This is a genomic window from Kitasatospora sp. NPDC051914 (assembly GCF_040680995.1).
Taxonomy (GTDB): Bacteria; Actinomycetota; Actinomycetes; order Streptomycetales; family Streptomycetaceae; genus Kitasatospora.
This window is the reverse complement of the sequence record NZ_JBFAXX010000005.1, coordinates 82,685-99,268: the sequence shown is the minus strand read 5'-3', so window position 1 is coordinate 99,268 and position 16,584 is coordinate 82,685. Positions and strand designations below refer to the sequence as shown.

Below are 16,584 nucleotides of genomic sequence, written 5' to 3'. Positions count from 1 at the left end.
GACCGTTCGCAACCTGACCCCCAACGGGGATCAGTCTAGGAAGGTCACCTTCCCTGAGGGAATAGCGCGTGAACGTGTCAACGGCGGCGCGTTTCGATGTAGTTGCGCGCCGCATCCACTCCCGCGCGGATCGGTACGAGCCAACAGTCTGCGTCGCCGAGCCGACCCTGGCGCAGGCCCGCGATAGTGCTCCGCAGGACGGGACCCATCGGCATGAAGTGCTCGTCGACCAGCTTGACGGCGTTGAAGTGCTCCCAGTGCCCGCCGTCCTCCTTCGACACCACACAGCCGTACACCTGCCGGGGCGGGTCGGGCAGTTGGTACTCGGCGAGGTGGAATGCGGTGCAGCACCACACCGGCAGGCCGATCAGCAGGGCCCGGGCCGAGGGGTCGTCGTAGAGCTTCTGAGTGGGCGAGTCGGGGCCGAGATGGCTCTCCAACCGGTGGTCGGCCATGAGCTTTTCGGCTGCGGGACCGAGGGCCGCGAAGGAGGTCTGCGGGTGGCCGCTGCGGATCGCTCCGCGCTGCAGACGGACGAACTCGGGGAACCAGCCGAGGACACGCGAGGTCGGAGTGGTCTCCGGGTCGTACGGCGGCATCACCCGTTTGTGGGCGGCCTCCTGTTCGAGCGTCATGCCGGCGGTGACGTCGCGGGCGAGGCGCGAGGTGTCGCTGTTCTCCGGGGAGGCGGTGTAGACGACCACCGTCCCCTCGGCGGCCACCGTCCCCTTCTCCTCGTCGACCTCCCGCAGGGCCTGCTGCAGGGCCTTCAGCAGTGTCTCGGCGCCCTCGGCGAGTTCGCCGAGCCGCCGCAGCGAGGACTGCACCAGGACGGTAGTGCCGGTGGCGAGGCCCATCGCCTTCAGCTGTCCGGCCAGTTGGTCCACCGTCCAGGGCTCGCGCGGCGGGCCGCCGACCGGGCGCTCGACCCGTTCCACCACCGGCGGGCCGCCGGCCTCGGGGAGGGTCGGGAACGCCGCTGTTGCCGGTTCGGCGACGGTGGTGGACACAGCGGGCTCCTCCTGGCGGGCCTCGGTCAGCGGGTGGTGTGAGCAGCCTGTCGACGAACGCGGTCCTCGGCGGCCCGGGCGCGGGCGGCGGCCTCGGCGGCGGCGCCGACCGGGACGGTCAGCCACGGCTCGACCGCGGCGCGCATCCCGTCGATCAGGCGTTTGCCGAGGCCGGTCAGGGAGCCGCTGGCGCCGAGGTCCTCGACCGCCGTCGCGGTGTGGCCGCGCCAGACGGCGAGCTGCAGGCGGGCGTGCTCGGCCGCGGCGCCGGGCAGGCCGTCGTAGGTCCGGACCCTGGTGCCCCAGAACTCGGTCACCGCGAGGTGGGCGTAGGTGCCCTGCAGCAGGCCCTCCAGCGGGCGGGGGTCCGGCCGCCAGGGTGCGTGGTAGAGCCGGTCGTCGGTGGGGTCGAACAGCTCGTGCCGGTCCAGCACGGCGCCCAGCTTGACGTGCTGGAACTCGTGGACGAGCAGCAGGGCGAGGATCGGCGCGGTGGCCGGGCGGGCGATGCCGACGGCGCCGAAGGCCTGCCGGGCGGCGGCGCTGACGTCGCGGCCCTCCGGGCCGGGGCGCAGCGGGGTGACGGTGGAGAGGCCGGCGGCGAGGCCCGGGGCGTGGTCCGGCAGGTCGCGGCCGATGAGCTCCCAGGCCTCCCGGAGGCCTCCCGTCCACCCGAGCAGTTCGTCCTCGGCGAGCCGGTCGGCGACCGGCCACTGGTGGCTGTCGCGCTGCGGGTCGGTGTCCTCGAGGGCGACCGTCCAGCCGGGCAGGGCGACCCGGCGGACGGGCTGCCAGGCACCGCCGGCCGGGGTGTCCCAGCCGACGGTGGTACCGCGCACGGTGAAGCCGTCGGCGGTGGTGGTCAACCGGGCCTCGCCGGCCCCGCCGACGACCAGCCGGCCGAGCGTGGGCAGGTGCACGGCGCCCTCGCGGACGGGCACGGGCAGGTCGACCTCGACCCGGGCGCGCAGTGCCGCGGCGGCGGCCAGCTCGGCGAGGCCGCCCAGGTCGGCGCCGCGCTCGCCGCGCAGGCAGCGGGCGGCCCAGGCGCGCGCGTAGGGGTGGCCGAGGACGGCGTCCAGGGCGTGCGGGGCGCGGCCGTCGAGGTCGGCGAGCAGCTGCCAGGCGTCGGGGCGGCCGTCGGCGAGGGCGGCGAGCATCCGCCGGGTGAGCCCGAGTTGCGCGCCGGCGAGGGCCTTGACAGTGGCGCGGTCGCCGTACCCGGCGGCCAGTTGGTCGAACTGCTCGTCCGTCAGGTCGGGTTCGACGGGGCCGGCCTGGGCGGGCACGGTGGCTGCCGGGCCGATCCGGTCGCGGACGGTGGTGATGAGCTGCATGAGGTCTCCGCAGAAGACCGAGGGGTTGGCGAAGCCGCTGCCGGAGCGGTAGCGGTGGGCGTACAGGCCGCCGCCGCAGGAGCGGACGACGGGACAGCCGCGGCACTGCCCGCTCAACCCGGCGAGCCCGGACTGGCGTTCGCGCATGCCGGGGTGGTCGGCGACCTGGTCGAGGGTGTGCTCGAGCACGGTGAAGCCGGTGGCGGGGGCTCCGTCGTAGGCGGTCTTGAGGCTGTCGGCCTGCTCGAAGCTGCCGTCGGTCTCGACGACGACGAGGTCGGCCGGGTCGAGCCCGAGGGACTCGGTGAGGCTGGAGCGGCCGCGCAGGGTGCGGTGGACGGACTCGAAGGTGCGCACCGGCACCGGGCGGCCGTCGGCGAGCCATCGCTCGTGGATCGCGAGGAGCCAGTCGGCGTAGGGGTGCGGGCCGAGCCGCTCCGGCCGCGGCGGCGGGGTGTCCCAGGTGGCGTGCGGCAGCAGGAAGTCGATCCGGGGCGGTTCGAGGGCCACCAGCGCCTCGTAGACCGCGATCGGGTCGTTCTCGACGTCGATGGTGCACAGCAGCCCGGCGTAGAGGTGGCGGTACTCGGGGCGGCGCAGCAGGTCGAGGGCGGCGAGCACCTTGGCGTGGCTGGAGCGGCCGTCGGCGAACCGCCGGTGGCGGTCGTTGGAGGCCCGGTCGCCGTCGAGCGACACGCCGACCTTGATGCCGTACTCGGCGAAGAGATCGAGGAACGCGGCGCTCAACAGCACCGCGTTGGTGTGGATCCGCAGGTCGAGGGCGCACCCGGGTGGCAGCGCCCGGTGCAGCTCCTCCGCGGCCAGGCGGAGCGTCGCGGGGCCCGCGAGCAGGGGCTCCCCGCCGTGCAGCACGACGTGCACGGCGGGCAGGGCGTGGGCGCGGGCGTGTTCGGCGATCCGTTCGGCCGTCCGGGCGAGGACCTCCCCGGGGACGGCCTTCGGCTTTCCGCGCCAGCTGGTGTCGGCGTGCTCGTAGACGTAGCAGTGGTCACAGGCGAGATCGCATCGACTGTGGACCTTGATCACGAACTGCGAGAACGGCACCACCGGCGCGGCAGCCGCGTCGTGCGGACTGCCGGACGCTGTCACGCGCGTCAGATGGACGAGTTGAACGCGGCTACGGCCACCTGGCCGGCATCGGCGCCGGGCAGTGCGCGGTGCAGCTGCGCGGTCAGTTCGTCCGAACCCAGTGCGGCGAGCGCGGCAAGGGAGGGCCGTGTGACGGCCTCCTCGGCGGATGCGTCGTCGACAGGCCGGGTGGCGAGTGCAGCGACCATGGGGAGACTCGATTCTGCGAGGTCAAATGCGCCAATGGGGAAAAACGACATGCGGGGCGCGCGTCTCCGGCCGATGCGGCGAGAACCTGCCGTCCGGCCTGGGGCCTGCGGCCCTATGATGAAGTAAAGCGCAATTCCCGGGCCGGTGACGAGTTATCAGCGTTTCCGGTCGATCGGCATCGGGTAAAACCGTTCGTTCGGGTTAGCAGGCGCGGCAGTGCGCTCGATCAACGGCAGTGCGCTCGATCAGGGACACAGCCGCTCGACGCGCCAGCCGTCACTCTCCGCGACGAAGAACAGGCGATCGTGGAGCCGGTTCTCCCGGCCCTGCCAGAACTCGACCGTCTCGGGCACGACGCGGTAGCCGCCCCAGAACGGGGGGACGGGGACGCCCTCGCCCTCGGGGTAGCGGGCGGCCAGGTCGGCGTAGCGCTGTTCCAGGACCTCGCGGCCGGCCACCGGGCTGGACTGCTCGCTGGCCCAGGCGCCGAGCTGGGAGCCGTGCGGGCGGGTGCGGAAGTAGGCGGCGGTCTCGTCCCGGCCGACCTTCTCGACGCGGCCGCAGACGATCACCTGCCGGGCCAGCTCGATCCACGGGAAGAGCAGCGAGGCCTGCGGGTTGACGGCCAGTTCGGCGCCCTTGCGCGATCCGTAGTTGGTGAAGAAGACGAAGCCGCGGAGGTCGAATCCCTTGAGCAGCACGGTGCGGGAGCTGGGCCGGCCGGCCGCGTCCGCCGTGGAGAGCACCATCGCGTTGGGCTCGACCACGCCCGCCTCGTCCGCCTCGTGGAACCACCGGGTGAACTGGGTCACCGGGTCCGCCGCCAGATCGCCCTCCGCCAGCCCTTCGTGCTGGTAGTGCTTGCGCATGACGGTCAGGTCCGGGCCCGGCCGGGGTTCGGTCGGCGCGGTCAGGGCAGTCGGGGGTCGTTCCGCGGTAGGCACGGCAACATCATCCCGTACGACAAGCGTTGCGGACGGCTGCGTCCCGGCAAACCGCAGGGGGAGTTAAGGTGTCCCGCCATCGCTTGGCCTGCCGCAACCCCGGGAATCGTCCGGTATGAACCGGATTTTCCCCCGGTGTCCGCCGACGGCGCCGGACACCGGAGGGTCGAGCGCTCCCATGGGGGAAACATCACCGTCGTGGTGTATGGCGCAATGCACGCCGTGCCTGCAAGGCTGACACCGAGTGCCAACCCACCCGCGGTCACCCGGCCCGCCGCACCACTCACTGCGGCCCGCCGGATCGGATCATTGAAGGAGCCGTCTGATGTCCGACTTCGTACCAGGACTCGAAGGTGTCGTCGCCTTCGAGAGCGAGATCGCCGAACCCGACCGTGAGGGCGGCGCGCTGCGCTACCGCGGCGTGGACATCGACGACCTGGTGGGCCACGTCTCCTTCGGCCACGTGTGGGGCCTGCTGGTGGACGGCAAGTTCAACCCCGGCCTGCCCGCCGCCGAGCCGTTCCCGATCCCGGTGCACTCCGGCGACATCCGGGTCGACGTGCAGTCCGCGCTCGCCATGCTCGCCCCGGTCTGGGGCCTCAAGCCGCTGCTCGACATCTCCGCCGAGCAGGCCCGCGACGACCTCGCCCGGGCCGCCGTGATGGCGCTCTCCTACGTCGCCCAGTCGGCCCGCGGCCAGGGCCTGCCGATGGTGCCGCAGCGCGAGATCGACAAGGCCGAGACGGTGGTCGAGCGGTTCATGATCCGCTGGCGCGGCGAGCCCGACCCCCGCCACGTCAAGGCCGTCGACGCCTACTGGACGTCCGCCGCCGAGCACGGCATGAACGCCTCCACCTTCACCGCCCGCGTCATCGCCTCCACCGGCGCCGACGTCGCCGCCGCGCTCTCCGGCGCGGTCGGCGCGATGTCCGGCCCGCTGCACGGCGGTGCGCCGTCCCGCGTGCTCGGCATGATCGAGGAGATCGAGCGCACCGGCGACGCCGTCGGCTACGTGAAGAAGGCGCTGGACAAGGGCGAGCGCCTGATGGGCTTCGGCCACCGCGTCTACCGCGCCGAGGACCCGCGCGCCCGCGTGCTCCGCCGCACCGCCAAGGAGCTCGGCGCCCCGCGCTTCGAGATCGCCGAGGCGCTGGAGAAGGCCGCGCTGGAGGAGCTGCACAACCGCCGCCCCGACCGCGTGCTCGCCACCAACGTGGAGTTCTGGGCCGCGATCATGCTGGACTTCGCCGAGGTCCCGGCCCACATGTTCACCTCGATGTTCACCTGCGCCCGCACCGCCGGCTGGTCGGCGCACATCCTGGAGCAGAAGCGCACCGGCCGGCTCGTGCGCCCCTCCGCGCGCTACGTCGGCCCCGGCCCGCGCAGCCCGCACGACGTCGAGGGCTACGACTCGATCGCACACTGACGAATCGCCCTTCCGGGCGGGTCCGGGCATCCCCGGGCCCGCCCGGAACGGGCGGGGATCACATCTCAGCGGGCGGACGTCCGCCCCCGCACCACCCCCCGGGGCAGTAGGCTGCGGCCGTGGCCCAGATCCAGATCCCCGCTGACATCAAGCCCGCAGACGGCCGTTTCGGCTGCGGTCCGTCCAAGGTGCGCCCCGAGGCCCTGAGTGCCCTCGCCGCCACCGGAACCTCCCTGCTGGGAACCTCCCACCGCCAGGCCCCGGTCAAGAACGTGGTCAAGCGCGTCCGCGAGGGTGTGAGCAGCCTCTTCTCCCTCCCCGAGGGCTACCAGGTGGTGCTCGGCAACGGCGGTTCCACCGCGTTCTGGGACATCGCCGCCTTCGGTCTGGTGCGCGAGAAGTCCCAGCACCTGAACTTCGGCGAGTTCTCCTCCAAGTTCGCCTCCTCGGTCAAGGCCGCCCCGTGGCTGGCCGAGCCGTCCGTGATCAAGACCGAGCCGGGCACCCACCCGCTGCCGGTCGCCGAGGCGGGCGTGGACGTCTACGCCCTGACCCACAACGAGACCTCCACCGGTGTCGCCATGCCGATCCGCCGCCCCGAGGGCGCGGACGCCGGCTCGCTGGTCCTGGTCGACGCCACCTCGGGCGCCGGCGGCCTGCCGGTCGACATCACCGAGACCGACGTCTACTACTTCGCCCCGCAGAAGTCCTTCGCCAGCGAGGGCGGCCTGTGGCTGGCCACCTTCTCCCCGGCCGCCCTGGAGCGCGCCGCCGAGATCGCCGGCTCCGGCCGCTACGTCCCGCCGTTCTTCGACCTGCCGACGGCGATCGACAACTCGTCGAAGGACCAGACCTACAACACCCCGTCGATCAGCACGCTCTTCCTGCTCGCCGAGCAGCTGGACTGGCTGAACGGCAACGGCGGCCTGGAGTGGGCGGTGGCCCGCACCGCCGAGTCCTCCTCGATCCTGTACTCCTGGGCCGAGAAGTCCTCCTTCGCGCAGCCGTTCGTCGCCAAGGCCGAGGAGCGCTCGCAGGTCGTCGGCACCATCGACTTCGACGACTCGATCGACGCCGCCGCGATCGCCAAGGCGCTGCGCGCCAACGGCATCGTCGACACCGAGCCGTACCGCAAGCTGGGCCGCAACCAGCTGCGCATCGCGATGTTCCCGGCCGTCGACCCGGCGGACGTCCAGGCGCTCACCGCCTGCATCGACTACGTGGTCGAGCAGCTCTGACCGCTGCCGCGACAGCACCGAAGGGCCACCGCCGGCAGGCGGTGGCCCTTCGCCGTCCGGTGCCGGGGCCGTCCGGTGCCGGGGCTTCCGGAGCCGTCGAAGGCCGCCGGGGGTCGGGCCCCGGCGCAGGTCACTTCCGGACGAGCGAGCTGACGATCACCACTACGAGCAGCAGCACCAGCGCGCCGGTCACGATCCGCATGCGAGTCTTCGGGTCCACGCTTCGAGGTTAGTCGGTCGTCCGGGGCCCCTCGGTACCGGCCCGGGGCGACAGCCCGCCGCGGTACTCCCGCTCGCGGAAGACCGACGGCGCCACCCCGACCCGGCGGGTGAAGAGCCGGGTGAAGTAGGCCGGGTCCGGGTAGCCGACCCGGCGGGCCACCGCCGCCACCGGCAGCTCCCCCGCCGCCAGCAGCAGCTTCGCCTCGCTGAGCCGCACCGCCAGCAGGTACTCCTTCGGCCCGGCCTCCCCCACGGCGCGGACCGCACGCCGCAGCCCGGCCACCGTCAGCCCCGCCCGGCGGGCGTGCTCGGCGACCGGCAGCGGCAGGAAGGCGTCCCGGCGCAGCGCCTCCAGCACGGGCGCTCCGCGCGGGTCCAGGTCGGCCCGCTGCCGGTGCAGCTCGACCAGCAGCTCGTGCACCGCCGCGCCGGCCTCGGCGTCGACCAGCGGGCCGCCGCGGCGGCAGGCCCCGGCGATCCGGGCGACCACCCGCTGGGCGGAGTCGGCGGCGAGCAGCGGGACGAGGTCCTCCTGCGGCAGCAGGCCGAGCTCGGCGTATCCGGCGAGGCCGGGGCCGGTGAAGTCGACGAAGGACTCGGACCAGCCGCCGCCGTCCGGCGCGTAGTGGTGCGGTACGCCGGGCCGCAGCCACAGCACCGAAGGCGCCGCCACCGGGCGGCGGGAGCCGTCCCGGGCGGTGTACCAGCCGCTGCCGGAGGTGACCACGACCGCGACCCAGCGGTCCAGGGTGCGCGGGCCGACCACGGGCAGCCGGCCGCGCTGCATGCCGACGCCCAGGCAGGCCAGCCCGGTCGCCGCCTGGGCCGGGCCGGGTGTCAGGTAGTGCCACCACCGCCGCACCGCTCACCTCCGGCGACGACAGTCCAACACCCCACCGGGTTTTGTCCATGGCCGGGAGCGGGGCGTTCCTGCAGGCTGGTGGGCATGCTGACCTACGACCGGGCCGGGTTCCGGCTCGACGGCCGCCCGCTGCGCATCCTGTCGGGTGCCGTGCACTACTTCCGCACCCGCCCCGAGCAGTGGCCGCAGCGGCTGGCCGCCGTCCGCGCGATGGGCCTGAACACCGTGGAGACGTACGTCCCGTGGAACCTCCACGAACCCGCACCCGGCAGGTTCGGGCGGACGGCCGAGCTCGGCGCCTTCCTGGACGAGGCGGCACGGCAGGGGCTGTGGGCGATCGTCCGGCCCGGCCCGTACATCTGCGCCGAGTGGGACAACGGCGGGCTGCCCGGCTGGCTCACCGCCCGGGTGGGGCGGCGGGCCAGGACCTCCGACCCGGAGTACCTGGCCGCAGTGGACGCCTACTTCGACGAGGTGCTGCCGGCCGTGGTGGAACGGCAGGTGGACCACGGCGGGAACGTGCTGATGGTGCAGGTGGAGAACGAGTACGGCTCCTTCGGCAGCGACGCGGCCTACCTGCGGCACCTCGCCGAGGGGCTGGTCCGGCGCGGGGTGACCGTCCCGCTGTTCACCTCCGACGGGCCGGAGGACCACATGCTGACCGGCGGAACCCTGCCCGGTGTGCTGGCCACCGTGAACTTCGGCTCCGCGCCCGAGGAGGCCTTCGCCGCGCTGCGCCGGCACCGGCCCGATGACCCGCCGTTCTGCATGGAGTTCTGGAACGGCTGGTTCGACCACTGGGGCGAGCGGCACCACACCCGCGGCGCCGCGGACGCGGCCGACACGCTGCGCCGCGTCCTCGCCGCGGGCGGCTCGGTCAACCTCTACATGGCGCACGGCGGCACCAACTTCGGCACCGGCGCGGGCGCCAACCACGCCGACCCGCCGTTCAACTCGACCGGCTGGACGCACTCGCCGTACCAGCCGGCCACCACCTCCTACGACTACGACGCACCGCTGGACGAGCGGGGGGCGCCGACCGCCAAGTTCGCGCTGTTCCGCGAGGTGCTGGCGGAGTTCGCCGCCGCGCACCCCGACGAGGCCCGCTTCCTCGACGACCGGGAGCCCGCCCCGCCGGAGCTGCCGCCGGTGCTGGGGGCGGCGGTCGTGGAGCTCGCCGAGACGGCCCCGCTGCCCTTCGGGGAGGCCGTCCACGCCCCGGTGCCACCGCTGTTCGAGGAACTCGGCCTGGAGCACGGGCTGGTCCGCTACCGCACCCGGGTGCCGGCCGGGCGCCCGGAGCTCCCGCTCACCGTGGAGGGCCTGCGCGACCGGGCGGTGCTCCGGGTGGACGGCGTACGGGCGGCCGAGCTGGAGCGCGGCATCCCGCAGCCGGAGACGGCCGTACCGGGCGGGGTCACCGTGGAGCTGCTGGTGGAGTCGCTCGGCCGAGTCAACTACGGCCCGCAGGTCGGCGAGACCAAGGGGCTCGACGGCGTCCGGCACGAGCGGCAGTACCTGCACGGCTGGCAGGCCGAGGCACTGCGGCTGGACCCGCTGCCGGACGCGGAGTTCGGCCCCGAGGCGGACGGGGGCGCGGCGGACGGCGAGCGCCTGGCCCGGGGGGCGCTCGTCCTGGAGTCCACCGGTGACGCCTTCCTCGCCGTACCGGGCGGCGTGCACGGCCTCCTGTGGGTGAACGGCTTCCTGCTGGGCCGCTACGACGGCAGGGGCCCGCAGACCACCCTGTACTGCCCGCAGCCGCTGCTGCGCCCGGGCCGCAACGAGATCACCCTCCTGGAGCTCGGGAACGCCCGCCCGCGCAAGGTCGAACTCCGCCCCGCCCCGGACCTAGGCTGACGGGCGGGCAGCCCCGTCAGGACGCTTCCCAGTGGGCCAGGGGCCAGGCGCCGAGGCTGCGGTAGCGGGAGGGGCCGAAGCCGGTCTCGCTGTGCATGAGGTGGATCTCGGCAGCTTCCCACTCCAGGCCGCGGAAGCCGTCCAGGCCGGCCGCGAGGTGCTGCAGTTCGGAGGCGGCCACCCGCTGCTCGGCGCGGCGGCGGCCACGGCTCGACCCGGCCCTGGCCAGCGTGAGGTGCGGGTGGAAGCCGTACTGGTCGGTCTCGATGCCCACGTCGCCGACGGCGCCGCGAACGGCCTCGGCGAGCCGCCGCAGCGCCCACACCTCGCCGTCCACGCCTGCCCACAGCACCCGGTCGCCGAAGGTGCCTGCGCCGGCCAGCCGCAGCCGGTGCGCGCCGTGCTCGCCGGCCGTCCGGGCGAGCACCGCCTCCAGTTCGGGGACGTCGGTGACCGGTACCTCCCCGAGGAAGGCCAGGGTGAGGTGCCAGCCCTCGATGCCGCTCCAGCGCAGCCGTTCCGCGCCGGGCAGCTCCCGGACGGGGGCCGCCGCGTCGACCAGTTCCTGCACCGCCTCACTCGGCGGGTTGACCGCCACAAAGAGCCTCATGCGCCCCATCTTCCCCGCAGGCCCCCTTCCCGTGGCGGTGTTCGGCGACTAGAACCGTCCGTATGAAGATCAGAACGGGAGGCCCCGAGGACGCGGCCGACACCCTCGCCCTGCTCGACGCCGCGGTGGCCTGGCTGGCCGCCCGCGGCCGGACCGGCCAGTGGGGCGACCGGCCGTGGACGAGCCGGCCGGCCGCGGTGGAGCGCGTCCACCGCTACGCCGGCGACCACCTGCTGCGCGCCGCCGAGGACGCCGACGGGCGCACGGTGGGCGTCTGCGTGCTCGCCGAGGAGGCCCCGGAGTACGCCACCGCGGCCGGCGAGCGGGAGCTGTACGTCCGGCTGCTGGTCACCGACCGCGGCCGGGCCGGCTCCGGGATCGGTGCGGCCCTGGTCGCGGACGCCGTCGAGGAGGCCCGCCGCCGCGGCATCGGCCTGCTGCGGGTCGACTGCTACGCGGGCGACGACGGCAAGCTGGTCGCCCAGTACGAGCGGCTGGGGTTCACCCCCACCGACGCCTTCGAGGCGGTCCGGCCGGGCGGGCCGTGGCCGGGGCAGATCCTGGCGATCCGGGTCTGAGCACGGCCCCGCCGGGCCGCACCTGCGCGGTGCGGGCCGGCCGGGCCGGCTGGCCGCTCAGCAGGCGGTGGCCAGGTCCTTCCTGGGCAGGGTGCGCGGCACCACCGCCACCACCCGGCCGCCCGCACCGGGGTGCAGGTCGACACGGACCCTCAGGTCGGCGGCGCGGGCCAGCACCACGGCGACCACACCCGCGGCGGCGGCCGACACCAGGCCGCAGGCGAGCAGGCCGAGCCTCGGCCCGTACGCGGCGGTGACCCAGCCGACCAGCGGGGCGCCGATCGGGGTGCCGCCGGTGAAGACCAGCACCAGCAGGCCCATCACCCGGCCGCGGACGGCGGGCTCGGTGCCCAGCTGGAGGGCGGCGTTGACCGAGGTGTTGAAGGTCAGGCCGAAGACGCCGATCAGCATGAGCAGGGCCGCGAAGGTCCAGTAGCCGGGCGCGAACGCGGCCAGGACCTCCAGGGTGCCGAAGGCCACTGCGGCGCCGACCAGCCGGCGCAGCCTGGGGGCGCCGCGCCGTGCGGCCAGCAGCGCACCGGTCAGCGAGCCGACGGCCATCGCGGTGTTGAGCAGGCCGTACTCGCCCGCGCCGACCCGGAAGGTGTCGTAGGCGAAGCCGGACAGCAGGGTCGGGAAGTTGAACCCGAAGGTGCCGATGAAGCCGGCCAGCACCATCGGCCACAGCAGCTCGGGCCGCTCCCGGACGTAGCGCAGGCCCTCGCGGAGCTGGCCCCGCTGCCGGGCGACCGGTGCGGTCGGGCGCAGTTCGCTCTCCCGCATCGCCAGCAGGCCGCCGATGACGGCGGCGAAGGACAGTGCGTTCGCCGCGAACGCCCAGCCGCTGCCGACCGCGGCGATCAGTAGACCGGCGACGGCCGGGCCGACCAGGCGGGCGGTCTGGAAGTTGGCGGCGTTCAGGCTGACCGCGTTGGGCAGGTCGCGGGCGGGCACCATCTCGCTGACGAAGGCCTGCCGGGTCGGGTTGTCGACCACGGTGACCAGGCCGAGCAGCAGCGCGAAGACGTACACGAGGCCGGCGGTCACGGTGCCGGTGACGGTCAGTACGGCGAGGCCGGCGGCGAGCAGGCCCATGGCGCCCTGGGTGGCGAGCAGCAGCCGGCGCTTGGGCAGCCGGTCGGCGAGGACGCCGCCCCACAGGCCCAGCAGCAGCATCGGCAGGAACTGCATCGCGGTGGTCACACCGACCGCGAACGGGCTGCCGGTGAGGCTCAGCACCAGCCAGTCCTGGGCGATGCGCTGCATCCAGGTGCCGGTGTTGGAGACCACCTGGCCGGCGAAGTAGTAGCGGTAGTTGCGGATGCGGAGGGAGGAGAACATCCCCCCGGGCCGGGTGAAGCGTGCCCCGGTGGGGCTGCCCGTTGCGGGGCGGGGTGCGGCGGTGGTGGCCGCCGCGGTGCGTTCGTCGGGGTCGTCGTCGCCGGTGCCGGGCAGGCCCACGGGTGCGGGCGCCTGGCTCTCGGCGGTCGCAGCGCGGTCGGCTGCGGGGTCTGCGGTGAGGTCGTCGGTACGGGTGGCGGCGGCGCTGGCTGCGGCCGGCGGTGTCAAGGTGTTCTCCCCTCGGGGCGCGGCGACGGGCAGGTGCGTCGCAGCGCGGCTGGTGTCGCGGATGTGTCCTGCGGTGATGCGGTACTCCTTCGTTCGGGTGCCGTGAGACGTCGTGCTCCTCGGAGTGCGCGAGTCAGAGGTGCGCGAGCTTGTAGAGCGCCGGTGCCGCCGCGCGGACCAGCGCCCATTCCTCCTCGGTCAGCCCTTCGGCCAGTTCGGCCAGCCAGGCGTTCCGCCGCCGCCGGCTCTCCATGAGGATCGCCTCGGCCTGCTCGGTGCTGCTGACGACCACCTGGCGGCGGTCGTCCGGGTGCGGCTCGCGCCGCACCAGCCCCTTCTCCTCCAGCATCGCGATGATCCGCGTCATGGACGGCGGCTGGACGTGCTCGCGCCGGGCGAGCTCGCCAGGGGTTGCCTTGCCGCAGCGCGCCAGGGTGCCGAGCACCCCCATCTCCGTGGGGCTCAGCGACTCCTCGACACGCTGGTGTCTCAGCCGACGGGCAAGGCGCATCGTGGACGAGCGCAGCTGGCTGATCGCTGCAAGATCGTCCTCGGACATCTCGGGCATGGTCATTAGCCTACGTCATTACCCTCTCTAAGGAAAATCCTTTACGGGCCCGGCCGCCCACCCGCAGGCACCATGCGGAGGCGCGCGGGACATCGCGTCAATCTCCGGTGACGAGATCTTGCCCCTAACGTGAAGTACCGCTGATGACCTGCGAGTTCACCGAATCTCCCGGCGTTGCCCACGAGCGGAGGGGGTGACTAGGGTTCGATATTGTCAGGAACACAGCACGCCGGCACTGTGCACCCCTACTCCGCCCCGGGAGTCCTCTTGGGTCACATCCACCACGCTGTCTACGGCTGGGTGACACCGGCGTCCTCGTACCTCATCGCCTGCCTCGGCGCCCTGGTCGCCCTGCGCAGTACCCGCTGGGCCCTGCTCGCCGAGGGGCGCTCCAAGCGCAACTGGCTGCTGCTCGGGACGGTCTCGCTCGGCGGGGGCATCTGGAGCATGCACTTCGTCGCCATGCTCGGCTTCGCCGTGAGCGGCGCCGAGATCCGCTACAACGTCCCGCTGACCCTGGCCAGCCTGCTGGTCGCCATCGGCTTCGTCGGCATCGGCCTCTTCACCGTCGGCCACAGCACCCGGCCGCGGGGCGCCCTGCTGGTCGGCGGCGTGGCCACCGGCCTCGGCGTCGCGGCGATGCACTACATGGGCATGGCCGCGGTGCGGCTGCCCGGCCGGCTGAGCTACGACCCCGTACTGGTCGGCGCCTCCGTCGCGATCGCCGTCCTCGCCGCGACCGCCGCACTGTGGGCGGCGCTGAACATCAAGGGGACCGCGGCCGTCATGGCGGCCTCCCCGGTGATGGGCGTGGCCGTCTGCGCGATGCACTTCACCGGCATGCTCGCGGTCTCGGTGCACCTCACCGACACCGACCGCACCCCGTCCGGCCCGGTCGCGCTGCAGTTCGTCTTCCCGCTGGCGGTCGGCTTCGGCACCTACGTCTTCATCAGCGCCCTGGCCTTCGCGGTGGCACCGAGCAAGCAGCACCGCCCGCAGCCCGTGCTGACCGGCCCGGCCGCACCGCTGCCGCCGAAGAAGGCCGCCCGCCGGGCGCCGGACGACTGGCCGGAGTGGCCGCTGCAGGGCGCGAGGTCCCGGCAGGACGACCTCGGCTCCCCGTACGGCCAGGGTGCCTTCGGCCAGCGCAGCGGCCGGCGGGCCCGGCCCACGACCTCCGCCCCGGTCTCGGGCCGCGTCGTCCCGGCCTGGTCCGGCCCCCAGCCCGACGACCAGCCCCGCTACTGAACCGGTCGGGCCACCCGGGGGCGCGGTTCTCCGCGCCCCCGGGTGGCCCTCACGCCCCGGCGGGGAGCCTCAGCCCCGCAGGTGTTCCGGGGTGGCGGTGGGGCAGACCTTGTGGACGAAGTCCCGCCGCAGGCGGTGGTAGGGCTCGTCCGGAGCGGTGAAGTTGCGCCGCATGTGCGCCAGCTCCTCCGCACGGTAGGCGGAGAGCGGCTTCTCGGCCTCGTCCGCGGCCCGGCGGCGCTTCTTCTCCAGCAGCCGGGTGCCGAGTTCGGGCGAGGCGGCGATCGCTGCGGCCTCCCGTTCCACCCAGCGGCGGAACTCCCCTGCGCTGCCGCGCCGGACGCGGTCGACCAGCCCGATCTCCCCGGCCTCCCGGGCGCCCACCGGCAGTGCGGCGGTGGTGAGCCGGCGGGCGTTCTCCTCGCCGACCCGGCGGGGCAGCGTGTACGTCCAGTACTCGGAGCCGTACAGGCCCATCAGCCGGTAGTGCGGGTTGAGCACGGCGGAGGCCCGGCACCAGACCTCGTCGGCGGCGGCGGCGAGCATCATGCCGCCGGCCGCGGCGTTGCCGGCCAGCGCCGAGACGGTGACCTTGTCGGTGGTGGTGAGGATCGCCTCGACCAGGTCGTCCATGGCGTTGATGTTCTGCCAGGACTCCTCGGCGGGGTCGGCGGCGGCCTCGATGGTGTTGAGGTGGATGCCGTTGGAGTAGAAGTCCCGGGCGGGGCCGAGCACGATGACGCCGGTGGGCCGGGTGCAGGCCTCCCGGTAGGCGGCGAGCAGGCGGCGGCACTGCTCGGTGCTCATCGCGCCGCCGGGGAAGGCGAATTCGAGGTGGCCGACGCCTGCGTGCTCGCGGTAGCGCAGTTGGGACCAGGTGGTGCGGCGGGCCGCGTCGTAGGGGGTGACGGGCACCTCGGGCACCCCGGCGAGGAGGTCGCCGAGCACCTGGGCGGCGGGCAGCTTGAAGGTGGCCGGACCGCCGGGGGTGCGGCGCGGGCGCAGCTGCGGGATCCACACGGCGCCGTCGGCGGTGGCGCGGCAGACCGCGCCCTCGCGGGTGGCGAGGACGGTGCCGGCCGCGCCGCGCAGCACGTCCTCGGGGTGGCCGCCGTGCAGGAAGTACTCGCGGCCGTACAGCTCGTCGAGGACGCCCGGCTGGGAGTCGCCAGAGCGGAGTCTGCGCAGCACGGTGGCGGTGTCGTCGCGGGCCCAGTCGATCCGGCGGTACTCCTGGGCGTGGTAGGGCCGCAGGCGGCCGCGGACGTCCCAGCGGGTGTAGTCGAGCGGCTCCGGTTCGAACCAGCCGCTCTCGTACCGCTCGACGGCGAGCAGGACGGCCTCCAGGGCGGCGTCGGCGACCTCGTTGCGGTAGGCCTCGCTCTTGCCGCAGGACGGCAGGGTGAAGGGGACGGAGGCCCAGATCGGGCCGGCGTCCATCTCGGCGACGGCCTGGAGCACCGTGACGCCCCACTCCTCGGCGCCCTCGTGGATGGCCCAGTCGAGGGAGGAAGGGCCGCGGTCGCCCTTGGGGCCGGGGTGGACGATCAGCACGGTGTGCCGGCTCCACACGTCCTCGGGGACGGCCCGGGTGAGCATCGGGGCGAGGACGAGATCGGGGGCGAAGCCGCTCACGGCGGCGCGGACTGGCTCGTCGCCCAGGGCGAGCTCGACGGCCACGGTGTGGCCGCGGCCGCGCAGCTCGGTGTGGACGCGCTGGGTGAGGCTGTTGAAGGCGCTGGCGACCAGCAGGATGCGCAAGGTGGCCCTCCGACGACATGTCAGCGGTTGTGGGGGGATGGCCCGTCCGGTC

General features: G+C 74.0%; 14 protein-coding genes. 5 read left to right on the top strand and 9 right to left on the bottom strand.

The window, feature by feature from the left end; all coding sequences use genetic code 11:
- Nucleotides 1-77: 77 nt before the first annotated feature.
- The 4 genes from AB0M03_RS05595 to pdxH form a co-directional block, all read right to left on the bottom strand.
- The gene (locus AB0M03_RS05595; RefSeq protein WP_363488732.1) at nucleotides 78-1,010 is read right to left on the bottom strand and encodes an AAC(3) family N-acetyltransferase; all 933 of its coding nucleotides are present in this window, start codon (nucleotides 1,008-1,010) and stop codon (nucleotides 78-80) included.
- A gap of 26 nt (nucleotides 1,011-1,036) precedes the next feature.
- On the bottom strand, nucleotides 1,037-3,457 hold the full coding sequence (locus tag AB0M03_RS05590) for an FxsB family cyclophane-forming radical SAM/SPASM peptide maturase (protein WP_363488730.1): 2,421 nt from the start codon (nucleotides 3,455-3,457) through the stop codon (nucleotides 1,037-1,039).
- A gap of 5 nt (nucleotides 3,458-3,462) precedes the next feature.
- On the bottom strand, nucleotides 3,463-3,645 hold the full coding sequence (fxsA, locus tag AB0M03_RS05585; protein WP_030268897.1) for an FxSxx-COOH cyclophane-containing RiPP peptide: 183 nt from the start codon (nucleotides 3,643-3,645) through the stop codon (nucleotides 3,463-3,465).
- A gap of 246 nt (nucleotides 3,646-3,891) precedes the next feature.
- The gene (pdxH, locus tag AB0M03_RS05580) at nucleotides 3,892-4,515 is read right to left on the bottom strand and encodes a pyridoxamine 5'-phosphate oxidase (RefSeq protein WP_363488863.1); all 624 of its coding nucleotides are present in this window, start codon (nucleotides 4,513-4,515) and stop codon (nucleotides 3,892-3,894) included.
- 400 nt (nucleotides 4,516-4,915) lie between these two features.
- On the opposite strand from pdxH, the gene AB0M03_RS05575 reads away from it, so the two are divergent.
- Nucleotides 4,916-6,016 carry a citrate synthase 2 gene (locus AB0M03_RS05575; protein WP_363488727.1) on the top strand — a complete coding sequence of 367 codons (1,101 nt, stop codon included), beginning with the start codon at nucleotides 4,916-4,918 and terminating at the stop codon, nucleotides 6,014-6,016.
- A 119-nt stretch (nucleotides 6,017-6,135) separates the two neighbouring features.
- Nucleotides 6,136-7,254, top strand: a complete 1,119-nt coding sequence (gene serC / locus AB0M03_RS05570) for a phosphoserine transaminase (RefSeq protein WP_363488725.1) — start codon at nucleotides 6,136-6,138, stop codon at nucleotides 7,252-7,254.
- Between the two features lie 229 nt (nucleotides 7,255-7,483).
- Here serC and AB0M03_RS05565 read toward each other — a convergent pair whose 3' ends face one another.
- Nucleotides 7,484-8,338, bottom strand: coding sequence for an AraC family transcriptional regulator (locus tag AB0M03_RS05565; protein ID WP_363488723.1), 855 nt, complete (start codon nucleotides 8,336-8,338; stop codon nucleotides 7,484-7,486).
- A gap of 84 nt (nucleotides 8,339-8,422) precedes the next feature.
- On the opposite strand from AB0M03_RS05565, the gene AB0M03_RS05560 reads away from it, so the two are divergent.
- On the top strand, nucleotides 8,423-10,198 hold the full coding sequence (locus AB0M03_RS05560) for a beta-galactosidase (protein WP_363488721.1): 1,776 nt from the start codon (nucleotides 8,423-8,425) through the stop codon (nucleotides 10,196-10,198).
- A 16-nt stretch (nucleotides 10,199-10,214) separates the two neighbouring features.
- Here AB0M03_RS05560 and thpR read toward each other — a convergent pair whose 3' ends face one another.
- The gene (thpR, locus tag AB0M03_RS05555; protein WP_363488719.1) at nucleotides 10,215-10,808 is read right to left on the bottom strand and encodes an RNA 2',3'-cyclic phosphodiesterase; all 594 of its coding nucleotides are present in this window, start codon (nucleotides 10,806-10,808) and stop codon (nucleotides 10,215-10,217) included.
- Between the two features lie 62 nt (nucleotides 10,809-10,870).
- Between thpR and AB0M03_RS05550 the strand changes: the two genes are divergently transcribed.
- Nucleotides 10,871-11,386 carry a GNAT family N-acetyltransferase gene (locus AB0M03_RS05550; RefSeq protein WP_363488717.1) on the top strand — a complete coding sequence of 172 codons (516 nt, stop codon included), beginning with the start codon at nucleotides 10,871-10,873 and terminating at the stop codon, nucleotides 11,384-11,386.
- A 57-nt stretch (nucleotides 11,387-11,443) separates the two neighbouring features.
- On the opposite strand, the gene AB0M03_RS05545 is transcribed toward AB0M03_RS05550, so the two are convergent.
- Together AB0M03_RS05545 and AB0M03_RS05540 are read right to left on the bottom strand one after the other, a co-directional pair.
- Nucleotides 11,444-12,955: an MFS transporter gene (locus AB0M03_RS05545; RefSeq protein WP_363488715.1), complete on the bottom strand. Its 1,512-nt coding sequence runs from the start codon at nucleotides 12,953-12,955 to the stop codon at nucleotides 11,444-11,446.
- Between the two features lie 133 nt (nucleotides 12,956-13,088).
- Nucleotides 13,089-13,523 carry a MarR family transcriptional regulator gene (locus tag AB0M03_RS05540; protein ID WP_363488713.1) on the bottom strand — a complete coding sequence of 145 codons (435 nt, stop codon included), beginning with the start codon at nucleotides 13,521-13,523 and terminating at the stop codon, nucleotides 13,089-13,091.
- A 267-nt stretch (nucleotides 13,524-13,790) separates the two neighbouring features.
- Between AB0M03_RS05540 and AB0M03_RS05535 the strand changes: the two genes are divergently transcribed.
- A complete protein-coding gene (locus tag AB0M03_RS05535) occupies nucleotides 13,791-14,771 on the top strand; it encodes an MHYT domain-containing protein (RefSeq protein WP_363488711.1) in 981 nt (326 codons plus the stop codon).
- A gap of 69 nt (nucleotides 14,772-14,840) precedes the next feature.
- Here the strand turns inward: AB0M03_RS05535 and AB0M03_RS05530 are convergent, their stop codons facing one another.
- Nucleotides 14,841-16,532, bottom strand: coding sequence for a hydrogenase maturation protein (locus AB0M03_RS05530; RefSeq protein ID WP_363488709.1), 1,692 nt, complete (start codon nucleotides 16,530-16,532; stop codon nucleotides 14,841-14,843).
- Nucleotides 16,533-16,584: the final 52 nt, after the last annotated feature.

Excerpts from the sequence above, each read along its gene's own strand:
- AB0M03_RS05540 (WP_363488713.1), bottom strand. The coding sequence starts at position 13,523 with ATGCCCGAGATGTCCGAGGACGATCTTGCAGCGATCAGCCAGCTGCGC.
- AB0M03_RS05550 (WP_363488717.1), top strand. The coding sequence starts at position 10,871 with ATGAAGATCAGAACGGGAGGCCCCGAGGACGCGGCCGACACCCTCGCC.
- fxsA (WP_030268897.1), bottom strand. The coding sequence starts at position 3,645 with ATGGTCGCTGCACTCGCCACCCGGCCTGTCGACGACGCATCCGCCGAG.
- pdxH (WP_363488863.1), bottom strand. The coding sequence starts at position 4,515 with ATGCGCAAGCACTACCAGCACGAAGGGCTGGCGGAGGGCGATCTGGCG.
- AB0M03_RS05575 (WP_363488727.1), top strand. The coding sequence starts at position 4,916 with ATGTCCGACTTCGTACCAGGACTCGAAGGTGTCGTCGCCTTCGAGAGC.
- AB0M03_RS05560 (WP_363488721.1), top strand. The coding sequence starts at position 8,423 with ATGCTGACCTACGACCGGGCCGGGTTCCGGCTCGACGGCCGCCCGCTG.
- thpR (WP_363488719.1), bottom strand. The coding sequence starts at position 10,808 with ATGAGGCTCTTTGTGGCGGTCAACCCGCCGAGTGAGGCGGTGCAGGAA.